General features: G+C 40.5%; 14 protein-coding genes. 3 read left to right on the forward strand and 11 right to left on the reverse strand.

Annotated elements, in window-relative coordinates; all coding sequences use genetic code 11:
- Positions 1–156: 156 nt before the first annotated feature.
- On the reverse strand, positions 157–1275 hold the full coding sequence (gene ald / locus WAM07_RS11950) for an alanine dehydrogenase (RefSeq protein ID WP_422167142.1): 1119 nt from the start codon (positions 1273–1275) through the stop codon (positions 157–159).
- Between the two features lie 156 nt (positions 1276–1431).
- A complete protein-coding gene (locus WAM07_RS11955; protein WP_422167163.1) occupies positions 1432–2205 on the reverse strand; it encodes an SDR family oxidoreductase in 774 nt (257 codons plus the stop codon).
- A gap of 93 nt (positions 2206–2298) precedes the next feature.
- Between WAM07_RS11955 and WAM07_RS11960 the strand changes: the two genes are divergently transcribed.
- Positions 2299–3618: a purine-cytosine permease family protein gene (locus tag WAM07_RS11960; protein WP_422167165.1), complete on the forward strand. Its 1320-nt coding sequence runs from the start codon at positions 2299–2301 to the stop codon at positions 3616–3618.
- Between the two features lie 61 nt (positions 3619–3679).
- Here WAM07_RS11960 and WAM07_RS11965 read toward each other — a convergent pair whose 3' ends face one another.
- The gene (locus WAM07_RS11965; RefSeq protein WP_422167144.1) at positions 3680–3802 is read right to left on the reverse strand and encodes a hypothetical protein; all 123 of its coding nucleotides are present in this window, start codon (positions 3800–3802) and stop codon (positions 3680–3682) included.
- 116 nt (positions 3803–3918) lie between these two features.
- Between WAM07_RS11965 and WAM07_RS11970 the strand changes: the two genes are divergently transcribed.
- On the forward strand, positions 3919–4377 hold the full coding sequence (locus WAM07_RS11970) for a universal stress protein (protein ID WP_422167146.1): 459 nt from the start codon (positions 3919–3921) through the stop codon (positions 4375–4377).
- A 34-nt stretch (positions 4378–4411) separates the two neighbouring features.
- On the opposite strand, the gene WAM07_RS11975 is transcribed toward WAM07_RS11970, so the two are convergent.
- The 4 genes from WAM07_RS11975 to WAM07_RS11990 all read right to left on the reverse strand — a co-directional run bounded on the left by WAM07_RS11975 (position 4412) and on the right by WAM07_RS11990 (position 8170).
- Positions 4412–4927: a MogA/MoaB family molybdenum cofactor biosynthesis protein gene (locus WAM07_RS11975; protein ID WP_422167148.1), complete on the reverse strand. Its 516-nt coding sequence runs from the start codon at positions 4925–4927 to the stop codon at positions 4412–4414.
- The gene (locus WAM07_RS11980) at positions 4908–5759 is read right to left on the reverse strand and encodes an EcsC family protein (RefSeq protein ID WP_422167150.1); all 852 of its coding nucleotides are present in this window, start codon (positions 5757–5759) and stop codon (positions 4908–4910) included. The genes WAM07_RS11975 and WAM07_RS11980 overlap by 20 nt, the downstream gene beginning before the upstream one ends.
- Before the next feature lie 105 nt (positions 5760–5864).
- A complete protein-coding gene (locus WAM07_RS11985; protein WP_224893011.1) occupies positions 5865–7055 on the reverse strand; it encodes an acetate kinase in 1191 nt (396 codons plus the stop codon).
- Positions 7056–7177: 122 nt separating this feature from the next.
- Positions 7178–8170, reverse strand: coding sequence for a class I SAM-dependent methyltransferase (locus WAM07_RS11990; protein ID WP_422167152.1), 993 nt, complete (start codon positions 8168–8170; stop codon positions 7178–7180).
- Positions 8171–8408: 238 nt separating this feature from the next.
- Here WAM07_RS11990 and WAM07_RS11995 point away from each other — a divergent pair, with 238 nt between their 5' ends.
- The gene (locus tag WAM07_RS11995) at positions 8409–9212 is read left to right on the forward strand and encodes an NAD kinase (protein ID WP_422167153.1); all 804 of its coding nucleotides are present in this window, start codon (positions 8409–8411) and stop codon (positions 9210–9212) included.
- Between the two features lie 50 nt (positions 9213–9262).
- Here WAM07_RS11995 and WAM07_RS12000 read toward each other — a convergent pair whose 3' ends face one another.
- The 4 genes from WAM07_RS12000 to WAM07_RS12015 all read right to left on the reverse strand — a co-directional run.
- Positions 9263–10849 (reverse strand): amidohydrolase, encoded by a 1587-nt coding sequence (locus WAM07_RS12000; protein ID WP_422167155.1) that lies wholly within the window; start codon positions 10847–10849, stop codon positions 9263–9265.
- Between the two features lie 126 nt (positions 10850–10975).
- Entirely contained in the window at positions 10976–12184 is a 1209-nt protein-coding gene (thiI, locus tag WAM07_RS12005) for a tRNA uracil 4-sulfurtransferase ThiI (RefSeq protein ID WP_422167157.1), read from the reverse strand.
- A 3-nt stretch (positions 12185–12187) separates the two neighbouring features.
- Positions 12188–13330, reverse strand: coding sequence for a cysteine desulfurase family protein (locus tag WAM07_RS12010; protein ID WP_422167159.1), 1143 nt, complete (start codon positions 13328–13330; stop codon positions 12188–12190).
- Between the two features lie 154 nt (positions 13331–13484).
- On the reverse strand, positions 13485–13684 hold a 200-nt coding region (locus tag WAM07_RS12015), incomplete at its 5' end, for a hypothetical protein (RefSeq protein WP_422167161.1).

Raw genomic sequence — 13684 nt, forward strand, 5'->3', positions numbered from 1 at the left:
CACCAACCCTTACCCATCTTACTTAACGGACCCATTTATCTTGAAACTGAGTCTTCCAGTATCGGGAGCTTATCTTTAACTGGGAACTATGGTTGAACACTCAATCAAAATAGAAGAAGCGAAGGGAACAGTATCACTTCGCTTCTTTTCGTTTATTTACTGATGAATTAAATCTTTCGCATCCGCGTATTCGAGTCCCTGGGCTTCAGCAACGGCACGGTAAGTGACGTAACCTTCAAGTGTATTTATTCCTTTAAAGAGAGATTCATTCTCCTGGCAGGCTTTTTTATAGCCTTTGTTAGCTAACTGCAAGGCATAAGGAACGGTTACATTCGTCAATCCAATCGTAGATGTTCTCGGAACAGCTCCAGGCATATTAGCCACAGCGTAATGGAGCACACCATGTCTTTCATAAGTAGGATTATCGTGTGTAGTGATTCGATCCGTTGTTTCAAAAATACCGCCTTGATCAATAGCAACGTCTACTATAACGGAACCTTCCTTCATCGATTTAACCATATCTTCGGTGACCAGTTTCGGCGCCTTGGCTCCAGGTATGAGCACCGCTCCAATTACCAAATCTGACTCTGCCAATGATTCCTGAAGATTTAAGGGGTTCGACATAAGAGTATTAATATCTGATCCGAAAATATCATCCAATTGCCTTAATCTTTCCGGGTTTAAATCAATAATTGTGACATCTGCCCCAAGACCCATGGCAATCTTTGCCGCATTAGTTCCGACAACACCGCCTCCAATAACTGTTACTCGGCCTCTGCGTACTCCTGGGATTCCACCGAGAAGAATTCCTTTACCACCATGAGAACTTTCCAGAAATTGCGCTCCAATTTGAGAAGCCATTCTCCCAGCTACCTCACTCATAGGGGTAAGAAGCGGCAGAGATCCATTGGGGGCCTGCACCGTTTCATAGGCAATCGCTACTACATTTTTCTTAACTAAAGCTCTCGTAAGTTCAGGCTCAGGTGCCAGATGCAAGTAAGTAAATAATATAAGACCATCAAAGAAATATTCATACTCCTCAGGAAGTGGTTCTTTAACCTTCATCACCATTTGCTGACTCCATGCTTCCTTGGCAGATAATACAATGCTTGCTCCCGCTTCTTTGTATTGAGCATCAGTAAAACTAGAGCCAGTTCCTGCATTAGTTTCTACAAAAACTTCATGACCTGCGTTGGTCAAAGTTACAACTCCTGCAGGTGTCATCGCTACTCTGTTTTCATTATTCTTAATCTCTCTTGGCACTCCAATTTTCAAGGCCGTTCAACCTCCAATTCGATTCTCTCTATTTATCGATTTCCACTATAACATGATTATTCAATAGAAAGTAGATGTATATTTTGAAAGCCCTTTCATTGTAACAAAACAGGACGAAAATGGTTACCTTTTATCAAATATTGAAATATTCAGTTTTCACCTGTACCTGTGGATCACATCGACACCGCCCGTAACCTCATATATAGTTCCTGTTATCATATCCGAGTCTTCATGACATAAGAAATCAATAGTGCGGGCTATATCTTCCCCTGTGCCCGGTCGTCCAATCGGAGTACATCCATCCTTTGTTTTTCGACCATTCTCTATTGTGGATTCTTTCCACTCACCCACAATATTTCCAGGACACACCATATTAGAAGTAATGCCATGCTCAGCTTCTTCGTAAGCGACCGTTTTAGTCAGAGATACAAGACCAACTTTTGCAGCAGCAAATGCAGACCGGTAAATCCATCCAGAAGCCGAACCAGCTCCCTGAAAACCATAATTTATAATTCGCCCAAAACACTGCGCTCTCATGTAAGGAACCGTCAGTTTCATTAAATGGAAAACGGCATCAAGATTTCCTTTGACCATAGAGTTCCACTCTTCCGTAGAATAATCCATCAATTTTTTACGTTCAAATATATAAGGTCCCGCATTATTAATTAAATAATCTATTCTTCCAAACCTTTGAATGGTTTCTTGGATTAAAGTCTGTAAATCCTGTAGTTCTGTCACATCAGCTTTCATTATATGGATCTTGTCCTTCTTCTCCGGGAATTCTTCATACAACGTCATGGCTGATTTTTTATCATTTAAATAGGTGACAGTCACTGATATGCCTTTCTTAATAAACTGCTCAGTAACTTTCCTGCCCAAACCTTTAGATCCAGCGGTTATAATCGCATGCCTCATTGTCAATCCCCCCATTGAACTCACATTGATCTTTTACTTCCATACTATTTATTTACAAGGCCTCCTGCCTTATGTACAATAAAATGCGGCAGAGAGGACGTGGATGTAATGAAGGCAGCTGCCTCACGTAAAGAGTTAATTGAAACTATCGGTTTAGAAGCGGTGCCAAAAAACAGACAAAACACTTCATGGTATCGCTTTGCGTTTATCCAAATTGCCATAGCTGCCAATGCAGGAAACTTTCTCGTACCTGCATTGGCCGTGCTGGAAGGTGGTTTATCCTTTTGGAACGGGGTTCTTACAACATGTATCGGAGCAGTTTTGGGTTTCTTATTTGTCTCTTATTTATCGTTACCCGGAGCTCGTTTAGGAATCCCTGCACAATATGCCATACGCACCATTCTCGGAGTGCAGGGAGCTCGTTTTCTTTCCTCTCCTATTCGAAGTATAACCTCCCTCTATTGGTTTAGCGTACAAACCATAGGCGGTACATATGTCATTCAGCAGCTTTTCATTCGGATGACAGGTCAAGAGGTTCCTTTTTTACTTTTCTCAATCCCTTTATCTATACTGATGGTAATCCTGGCTATAATAGGTTTTGATGCTGTAAAAAAAGCTACCACATACTTTCTTCCTTTCCTTTTACTTGGAGAGTTTATAATTTTATATATATACTTTACTACAAATCATGGGGAGACCGCATGGTTTACATTCCAATTGGAGCCTATGCAGGGTTCTATAACCACTATGTTTTTCTACGCCAGCTTGGCTTTTGTACAATATGTCTCTGGTGTAAGTGCTTCAGCCGATATGACACGCTATGCAAAAACTCCCGTCCACGGGTTCTGGGGGTTGCTCATAGGAAATGGAATCGGCTTCTTTATTACCGCCTTAATCGGGTGTGCATCCGCCTATTTATTCCATGATATTAACCCTTATGTATCTTCAAGCGGTCAAACAGACTCCCCTGTTATTATTGGCGTAATCACGTTAACCGCAGTAGTGTCCATGATTTCGATCAACATTAGCAATGCTTATACCGGAGGATATAGTTTACTAAATACTTTCAGTCGTCTGACGCGCGTTCAAAGTGCGGTCGTGTTTGGATTTCTTGGGGTGTTATTAAGTGGCTTCCCTTCCCTGGTCAATGAAGCTGAATCTTATATTTCATTACTCGGAGGGTTGATCATACCAATATCTGCAGTCATTTCAGGTGATTATTTAATCGTTAAACGACTGCATCTGGATCAGAAAGCTATTGAGCAATTAACTAAAACTTCGAGTATTAACCCGTACGCTTTGATTTTTATCATACTTGGAAGTCTCATGTATTTCAGTTTTCCTGACAACTGGTCCCCTGGATTTATCACATTTACAGTATTAATGGTTACCTATCCATGGTTTATGAGACATAAGACGTGGGGCTAGTAAGATCTGTAATAAAACACAATAATCCCACCCCGCCTTAATCGGAGGTGGGATTATTTTATTATTGGCTTGACTTTTTCTTTGTCTCATTCTTTTTTATGGACTGATAACTTTCATTCAGTGGTGCTGTTATTTCTCTCTCTAACTTTTGTTCACGTTCTATCGGATTTTCTGGTTTCTTCATTTTCTCACCTCTTTCTTAAAGTTCACAAAACTCCCCAAATTATGCTTGAATTATAAGTCTAAATCAAAATAGAACATGATATAATAAAGGTGAGAAATAGGAAGGGGGCATTCATAATGACATTCGAGTACAAAGATATTGTTGTAGCAGTGGATGGTTCAGAAACAGCAGAGGGTGCTTTCAAAAAAGCAATTGATATTGCTAATCGAAATGATGCTAATCTGGTTCTAGCACATGTAGTAGATACTCGAGCTTTTGCTACGGTAGAGGCTTATGACCGTTCTTTAGCCATACGAGCAGAAAAGTACGCGACGGATTTATTGAATGATTATAAATCTAAAGCCGAAAAAGCCGGCGTTACCAATGTAGAAATAGTTGTAGAGTATGGTTCCCCAAAAATTAAAATTGCTAAAGATGTGGCTCCAAAACACAATGCAGACCTTATCATATGCGGGGCAACCGGCCTAAATGCCATGGAACGTTTTTTCATTGGAAGTGTTTCCGAGCATATTACCCGTTATGCCAATTGTGATGTCCTTGTCGTACGTCCGGAAAAGTCAGTTGTAGAAGAATAAAAATAACCCCCATCTTAGTTGATGGGGGTTATTTTTATTCTTCTTTATTAATTTCTTGTACAACATGTGAAAGCTCCGGCAGTATCAGACGGTCCATAGCAAGTGTTACAGCGCCGCTTGATCCTGGCATTGAAAAAATAGCTGTTTTCTCACTAACTCCCGCTGTTGCTCGAGATAAAAGAGCAGCTGAACCTATATCTTCGTTATAGCTCAGCATCCGGAACAGCTCACCGAATCCGGGGATCTCTTTTGTAATTAAAGCTTGAACGGCTTCAATCGTAACATCTCGCTCCGCAATACCCGTTCCTCCATTTAAAAGAACTGCGTCTATATCCGGGTCATCCAATCCTTGCTTAACAGCCTCTGCTATTCTCCTTTGATCATCCTTAACAATTTTATATTCATTAACCCTGTGCTCAGATTTTTCTGTAAGTTTTTCGATAATAATCTTTCCGCTCTTATCTGTATCTGTATTTCGTGTATCACTTATGGTAAGAACCAAGCATCTTACTGATGAAGGAGCTTCTCTCTTATGATCTTCGACTGCCATCACTCTCTGCCTCCTTATGATCCAGCAAGTATCGGTATTGATAAAATTTCATTGCAAAATCAGTTACTTGTCTTGTTAAATGGTAATTGGAATAAGCCCCTATCGCTATACTTATAAAAGGAAGACCCTGAAAGATTTTTTTACGGAACATTAAAATGAACATCGATTTGAAACATTGTTTAATGGGCTGTTCAAGCCATGATTCATTCGTAAGCTGATCGTTCCCTTCAAAAACATAAGGATGTTCATTACGACTTACTTCACCCATCAACTCATTCCACGCGTGGGCCTGAAGCCGTTTAGGCAGCGTAGCCGCGTGAAAAACTTTTAAAGAGATCATCATTTCATAAGGGTGATTCATTTCATGACCGAAAGTCAAACCTATCAACTGAACGGCACGAATGTTCATTACCATCATTAAAGGATAGTCAAGTCCGAGTAACAGCCATCCTCCAGTACCGGTCAGCCCGCCCTGTGCAAAGGAGTACAGCCTGCCTCTTGCAATTTGCTGCTGAGCTATGTAACTTAGCTGATCTACACTAAGCATCCTATTCATGTCCGTAATGTTCTCAATTTCTTCTGAGAATACCCTGCCTACAGATAAAATCCGCTGCCTTGCTTCATTCTGAAAGGACGTGCCTTGCAAAAAAGCGTGCGTATGAAAAAACCAAGCGTCGAGTTTTGAAAAAAACTTATCCTTTACGTCTGGATCCAAATTATAAAAACTTTGGCGGATCCAATCATCATAAATCATTTCAAAGTCGTTGGGCTGGTACCCCCGGTACTGCTCAAGCCAATTATCTACATCTTTTGCTACCCGTTCATAAGTCATGAACAACACTCCCCCACCGGTTCACTCTTCTTATTATTGTAGCCTGAATGTTCAAAAAAAAGCAATGGCTCACTGATTGATTCAGACGCCATTGCTACTAAATATTTATAGACCTTTTTCTACTGTATCACGAGCAATCATAACTTCTTCATTCGTCGGAATTACCATAACTTTTACCGGGGAATGAGGATAGTTAACGAATGCTTCTTTACCGCGAATCTGATTTAGAGATGGGTCCCAATAAACTCCCATAAACTCCAGACCTTTTAATACGCGCTCCCGCATGGTATAACTGTTTTCGCCCACGCCGGCAGTGAAAATGATTCCATCAATTCCATGCATGCGTGCCGCGTAGGAACCAATATACTTGTGGATACGTGCAGCAAATACTTCAAGAGCAAGTTCCGCACGCTCATCTCCTTCACTCGCTCGGATCTCAATGTCCCGAAGGTCACTTGAAAAACCGGAAAGGGCCAGCATACCACTTTCTTTATTCAATACATTCATAACTTCATTCGCTGTCTTTCCTGTCTTCTCCATAATAAAAGGTATGAGGGCTGGGTCAATATTTCCGGAACGAGTCCCCATCGTTACACCAGCAAGTGGTGTAAAGCCCATGGAAGTATCAATTGATTTCCCGCCTTCGATTGCAGCAATACTTGCTCCATTACCTAAGTGGCAGGATAACAGTCGCAACTGTTCTACAGGACGTCCCATCATCTCTGCCGCACGCTCCGATACATATTTATGAGATGTACCGTGGAAGCCGTATTTACGAATGCCATATTCCTCATAATATTCATAAGGAAGGCTGTAAAGATAGGATTGTTCCGGCATGGACTGGTGGAAGGCTGTATCAAATACTGCAACGTGAGGGACTTCCGGAAGAACCTCGCGAAATGCGCGAATTCCAGTCAGGTTTGCCGGATTATGCAACGGGGCAAGATCTGACACTTCCTCAATTTCCTTAATGACTTGGTCCGTTATTAACACAGATTCACTAAAACGTTCTCCTCCGTGAACTACACGGTGGCCAACGCCATTAATTTCATCTAAAGAATCGATTACGCCATTAGATGTCAATTTATCAAGAAGAATTTTAACAGCTTCTCCGTGATCCGGAATATCAGTAACTGTCTTATCTTTTTCATCATTCACTTCAATTGTAAATACCGCATCCTCAAGTCCGATACGCTCTACTAACCCTTTAGTAATTACAGTTTCTTCAGGCATGTCAATCAATTGAAATTTTAGTGATGAACTGCCTGCATTTATAGCAAGAATTTTATTACTCAACGTTGCTCATCCCCTTACAATTAGGTTCGTATGTTTCTACCACTACCATTTAACCACCCGTTCCCCGCATTTTCAAGGTAGAAAGAATATGATAACGTTTACTTCTTATATTCGTTATTTTCTCACAATTGTGCAGTTTTATATTCATCAAACCATTGATTCATTTGACCGAGAATGTCGCCCATAGCGTTTGGGTTTTTAAAGGATGGAAGCTTCACAAGCAGAGCCTGCTTCGGCGGCTTAGTTTCCGGACCTTTCTTTTGAAGGATCAGAATACTTTTACCATGCTTTTCATTTTTGAATAGCGAATCGGATAGCTGAAGCATTCCGACTATATGAGCATTTTCCCTTAAAAATGTGTTCAGTTCCCGCGACTGGTCACTTTCAAATAAAAAGTTCGGGACGATAAACATTAAATAACCGCCCTCTTTCGTGTAGTTCAATCCTTGTTCAATGAATAAGTGATGCGCATAGGAATGTCCCTCTTCAGCTTTTAGCTGATAACGGGAAGCCTGCACATCATCTGGATAATAACCTACCGGAAGATCAGCCAGAACAAAATCGACAGGCTCCATCAGGAAAGGCTGCAAACTATCCTGGTGGAAGAATTCAATATTATTCTTTTGTAAATTGGCATTAGTTACGGCTAACTGTATGAGCGTAGGATCCACTTCACTTGCGTATGCTGTTAATGGCACTTCAAGCTGATTCATTACAGATGTAATTAAATTTCCTGAACCTGAGGCAGGATCAAAAAGCTTCAGGTTTTCTTCGTTATCAAAGAGTTTAGAAGCCAAATAGCCCATAAACATTGCCACAGAATCAGGAGTGATTAAATGCTGCTGCTGTGTCGCACCTTTCATACCTTTTAAGATAGCAAGCTGTACGGCTTTTCGGATTTCTTCTTTTTCAAAATCATCCTTATTTATCTTCGTAAGCTCATTGGTAAGCTTCGTTTGAAGTTCTTTGCTCATATCCTTAAAAGGCTGTCCATTGAACAAAATGTCTAATGTTTCAGCAATGGCTTCCAAATAAGTAATATTCATATCTTTAGAAATGGTATCAGCTGTTTCATCTACCCACTGAAATAGTTTTTCTACCTGTTCTTGCTTCATCTTTATTCTCCTTTTCAGCCTGCCTGGTCAACACAATAAATTGACGCATTTACTTGAAACAGTAATGCGTCAGCTTCATTGTGTTTGCGCTGTTCCGAATTAAACTCTACCCCCACCATATCGAATAATGGAGCGGGTTTCAACAATACGCTACTTTACCGATTAGTTTGAAAATTGTGTGCGGGAAGAGCATTATAATGATAAAATGACGATAAAGAATACATAAGGAGGAAGTTTTATGGCTGAACAACGTAGAAACCTATACTTTTATTATCACCCGAACCAGGAACTGGATGAGAAACTTAAACCACTCTATCAATTAGCAAGAGATAAAGACTTTTCTATCGTGGAAGACTCAAATAATGCAAACATTATTATAGCTGTCGGGGGCGATGGGGCATTTTTACAGGCTGTGCGAAATACTGGATTCAGACAAGATTGCCTCTATGTTGGAATAAGAAGTCAAAATGAAGCAGGTCTTTATTGCGACTTTAGTATAGATAATCATGATGAAATGGTCGAAGCAATGGAAAATGCCGAAGTTGAAGTTCGTAGATTTCCAATTATTGAAGCAACTGTCAATAATGAATCCACTTTCTATTGTTTAAATGAATGCAGTGTGCGGTCCACTTTAATTAAATCCATTGATATAGATGTCTATATTGATGACCTTCTCTTCGAAACATTCAGGGGAGATGGACTTATCGTAGCCACTCCTACTGGCAGTACCGGTTATAATAAGTCTACAAAAGGGGCTGTGGTAGATCCCAAATTACCATGTTTCCAGGTTAGTGAACTAGCTTCCTTAAACAACAATCGCTTTAGAACTCTGGGCTCTTCTTTTATTTTAAGCGGTGAGCGCACATTAAAACTGCATGTGAGACAGGATGGAAATGACTATCCGATTATCGGGATGGATAACGAGGCTTTTTCAATTCGTAATATCTATGATGTTACGGTTCGCCTAAGTGATCAGGTGATAAAAACCGTCAAGTTGAAAAATAATTCTTATTGGGACCGTGTCAAGCGTACCTTCCTTTAACAATATTATAATAAGTAAAATCCGGAGCGGCAGATCCCGCTCCGGATTTTTTAACGTTGGTAGACAATTTCCTCATCTACTACTGTCATCGTAACAGTAGCATCGGCCAACTCATGGGGCTTTAGCGCAAAAAGATCGCGATCAAGGATAGTAAAATCTGCGATATAACCTGACCGTATGACTCCTTGAGAATCTTCTCTTGCAATGGCCATAGCACTTCCTTTCGTATATAAGGAAATGGCTTCAAAGACCGAAAGCTTTTCTTCAGCCTGATACACCAAATGGTCATATGTGGCTCTTCGATCTACAGCAGCCCGAATGCCCAATAAAGGATTAATTTCTTCGATAGGAGCGTCAGATCCCCCTGCACACATAATCCCAGCATCCATCAGCGTCTTCCAGGAATAAGAATTTTTAAGTCTTACATTCCCTATCCGTTCCATAACCCAGGGAAAATCAGAAGCTACAAAAGTTGGCTGTATATCTAGTACGACATTCATATTTTTTAGTTTCTGAATAAGATCTGGTCTTAAAATCTGAGCATGTATGATTCGATCTCTTTCTCCTGTATGAAGTGGAGAAGCTTCTATGGCTTGAATAACCGCCTCGACTGCCCGATCTCCAATTGCATGAACAGCTATAGGCATCAGACGTTTTCGTGCTTTCTTTACTAATGAAGTCAACTGCTCCTGAGTATGGATAGGTACACCAAAGTTTCCCGGATCATCTGAATAAGCTTCCGACAACCAGGCAGTTCTCCCTCCAAGTGCCCCATCGGAAAAGATTTTCAACGCCCCCAGCTCTACAAAATCTGTTCCTTTCTTATAGCCGAGAGACTCTTCGTCCATTTGTTCGATTACTCCATTATGAACGAGTAAATGAGCTCTAAACTTCAATTTTGAACCATCAATTACATCGGTATAGGCGTCGAATGTTTTTTTAAATCCCCCATAATAATTCAGGTCTTCACTGTGTCCTCCAACGAGGCCGTATTTATGCATATCCCTCACGGCAAGCTCTGTAGCTCTTCTTAAATAATCTTTCGTTACTTCTGGCATTGCTCTCTTAATCATATCCTGAGCCTTCTCATGGAAGAATCCAGTAGCGTTTCCTTCATCATCCCTCACAATCACCCCACCTTGAGGATCAGGTGTGTTCTTTTCAATACCGGCAAGCTTCATAGCCTCAGAGTTGGCAAGTACCGCATGCCTGCATACTCTTGTGAGCATCATTGGATGCTGGGAAGATATTTCGTCCAGTTCGTCTTTATGTATAATTCGTTTATTTTCCCATTGATTTTCATTCCATCCATCACCAATAATCCACTCTCCAGGATCTAACTGTTCCGCATGCAGCTTCAAAGCCTGCTTCACTTCTTCAGCTGATTTCATGAATGTTAAATCAAGACGCATCAAACGTTCCCCATGTCCGATAATATGGAGGTGGCTGTCAGTGAACCCTGGGTACATAACCGCCCCTTTTAAATCGTGTTCTTCTGTAATTTCATTCTTATAGGTTTTATATAGATTTTGAGTATCCCCGACCTCCAGTATCTTTCCATTCTTTGTAACAACTGCTTCTACCCAGACGCCTTCTTTTTCCATCGTATAGATTTTCCCACCGTACCAAAGTTTCACATCTATCCATCCTCTCCAATTATCTGATTCCTGCTTGGTTATATACTCATCATAAATCATTAACTCCATATATAGAAAGAAGATGCTTCATCTCATTCTCAGCATCTTCTTCTTTACTTTATTAAACTATAATAGGTCACTGAAGTCATTCTTTTGATCTTTTCCAGCCAAATGGTCAACTTCAACAATATAGGTCTCCTCCAGTGCTTTTTCAATGTCTGCACTAAAGTCACTGTTTGATTCATAGTAATTTGCATTTTTTCTTGTAGGCATCGTTTTTGGAGATTTCGGTACAAATACAGTACAACAATCTTCGTAAGGACGGATAGAAATATCATAGGTATCAATTTTTCTAGCAATATCAATTATTTCAACTTTATCCATAGAAATAAGTGGACGCAGCACGGGATAGTTCGTCACTTCATTGATGGTATTCATACTCTCCATCGTTTGACTCGCTACTTGACCCAGGCTTTCTCCTGTAGTCATGGACAATATCCCCTGCCTGGCTGCAAGCTTTTCACTAATTCGAAGCATCATTCGCCTCATAATTGTCATACTATACCCCTCGGGCATTTCCTGATGAATTTTTTGCTGTATAGCTGTAAATGGAACAACATGAACTTTAACCGAGTTTCCGTAGTTGGAAAGCTTTTGGGCTAAATCAATCACTTTTTGTTTTGCTCGCTCACTTGTATAGGGAGGGGAATGAAAGTGAACCGCCTCCAGTTCCACTCCACGCTTCATAGTCAGGTAACCTGCGACAGGGCTGTCAATACCTCCTGAAAGCATAAGCAGAGACTGCCCGGTCGTACCAACTGGAAACCCCCCTGCACCAGGATAATCTTGAGCCGTTATATAGGCGGCCTCCTGGCGTACTTCCACCTTAATTTCTACATCAGGCTGGTGGACATCTACTGTAACCCCATCTGTATTTCTAAGAATATATCCTCCCAAAAGAGGGTTAAGCTCTTTAGAATCAATAGGAAAATCCTTATCTGAACGCTTAGCTGAAATTTTGAAGGTTTTGGCATGGGCTGCATCCTGGAAGGCCAACAGTACAGCTTTCTTCATTTCTTCTTCTTCTTTTTCCACTTTCACAGCAAAACTTAAGCTGTGAATACCAAAAATATCCTGACATCGATCCATAACCTCTTGCGGATTTTCACCATTTAACAAGACATACATACGGCCTCTTGTTTTTCGGATGCGCACAGAAGGAAATTCTTGAAGTTTCTTGAGTAGATTATTCTGAAGCTTCTGCTCAAATATTTTTCTTTTTTTTCCTTTTAAAGCCATTTCTCCATACCGAATCATAATATGATCGAAATTCATAGTTTATCTCCTCATCGTTTCTTTTAGTTGTTCAATAGTTTCTTTAAGGGCTTCAATAAACGAATCAGCTTCTTCTATCGTGTTCTGGTAGCTTAGACTAACTCGAAGAGCAGAACTCGTTCGCTCATAGTCAAGGCTGCATGCCTTTAATACTGCACTAACCTCTGGTTCTCTGGAGGAGCATGCAGATTTTGTAGAAATATAAATCTCTTTTTCTCCTAAGGAATGAATAACTACCTCAGGTTTAAATCCAGGGATTGAAAAATTAATGATATGAGGGGCGGAATCCTCCGGTGAATTAATGACCACTTGTTCCATCTTCTTTAATTTTCCCCGTATATATTGATGAATTTGAGATAAATGATCACTCGAATGTTTCTGTTTTTCCAAGATTAAACGAAGAGCTTTCACAAAAGCCACATTTGCCGGGAGATTTTCCGTGCCCGCTCGCCGTTCAAACTCTTGATCGCCTCCATGCAGCAAAGGAAAAAGAGAAACATTTTTTCTGATGATCAAAGCTCCTGACCCTTTCAATCCGTGGATTTTGTGGCCTGAAACTGTGCAAAGATCGATTCCTGACTCCATTATGGGCATACGAATTTTCCCCAGGCCCTGAACATGATCCACATGAAAAAACACCTTGGGGTAATGTTTAAGCTTGTCCCCTATTTCCTTCACAGGCTGTACAGTTCCCAATTCATTATTTACAGACATAATACTTACAAGTATGGTGTCTTTACGCAGAGCATGTTCCACACTCTCTGGGTCTACCTTACCTTCCTTATTTACATCAATGTATGTGACCTCAAACCCTAAGGTTTCCAACGCGCGAAATGCTTCCAGGACCGAAGGGTGTTCAATTTTAGACGTGATTATATGCTTTCCTCTTGATTGATGCATAAACGCAATTCCTTTTATCGCCATATTATTACCCTCAGTGCCTCCCGAAGTAAAAATCACTTCTTGAGCTTCTACTCCAAATAGTTGGGCAGCTTGATGACGAGATTGCTGCATTAAGCGCTCTACTTGACCGCCGAAGCTGTGGACTGACGATGGGTTACCAAAAAGTTCTCCAGCCACTTTTTGGTAACTATCCAATACTTCAGGAAGAGGCTTTGTTGTAGCGCTATTATCAAAGTAAATCATAAAAGGTGTACTCCTTTATTTCAAAATGCAGTCCATTATATTATCATACCATCTTTTATAAATAAATAGAAAGTTCAAGATACAAAAGGACACCTGCTTAACATAGCAGGTGTCCTTTCTATACTTTTCAGTCCTCTATATCCAAAGTTTCAAGTCACGTATCAATACTTAGTTTGCCATCATTCTCGATGCCTTCCCTCCAGGCCTTTGATATCTCACCTGACCTAATTATTGTTTCGCTTTGGGATAAGAGTTTTTTGTTTTCATTTATTTTCTCAAAAAAACTAGAGATCTTTTGTTCCTTTAGCAGGTTACCGGAATTAGACGCCAAACCGTGATCATTTGCTTCAAAAA

It is taken from the genome of Halobacillus sp. (assembly GCF_049282395.1).
In the GTDB taxonomy this organism is placed as follows: Bacteria; Bacillota; Bacilli; order Bacillales; family Halobacillaceae; genus Halobacillus.

Bases quoted from the DNA above. Each gene is read 5' to 3' on its own strand.
- WAM07_RS11955 (WP_422167163.1), bottom strand. From the start codon at position 2,205: ATGGGGGGATTGACAATGAGGCATGCGATTATAACCGCTGGATCTAAA.
- WAM07_RS11960 (WP_422167165.1), top strand. From the start codon at position 2,299: ATGAAGGCAGCTGCCTCACGTAAAGAGTTAATTGAAACTATCGGTTTA.
- WAM07_RS11965 (WP_422167144.1), bottom strand. From the start codon at position 3,802: ATGAAGAAACCAGAAAATCCGATAGAACGTGAACAAAAGTTAGAGAGA.
- WAM07_RS11970 (WP_422167146.1), top strand. From the start codon at position 3,919: ATGACATTCGAGTACAAAGATATTGTTGTAGCAGTGGATGGTTCAGAA.
- WAM07_RS11975 (WP_422167148.1), bottom strand. From the start codon at position 4,927: ATGGCAGTCGAAGATCATAAGAGAGAAGCTCCTTCATCAGTAAGATGC.
- WAM07_RS11980 (WP_422167150.1), bottom strand. From the start codon at position 5,759: ATGACTTATGAACGGGTAGCAAAAGATGTAGATAATTGGCTTGAGCAG.
- WAM07_RS11990 (WP_422167152.1), bottom strand. From the start codon at position 8,170: ATGAAGCAAGAACAGGTAGAAAAACTATTTCAGTGGGTAGATGAAACA.
- WAM07_RS11995 (WP_422167153.1), top strand. From the start codon at position 8,409: ATGGCTGAACAACGTAGAAACCTATACTTTTATTATCACCCGAACCAG.
- thiI (WP_422167157.1), bottom strand. From the start codon at position 12,184: ATGAATTTCGATCATATTATGATTCGGTATGGAGAAATGGCTTTAAAA.
- WAM07_RS12010 (WP_422167159.1), bottom strand. From the start codon at position 13,330: ATGATTTACTTTGATAATAGCGCTACAACAAAGCCTCTTCCTGAAGTA.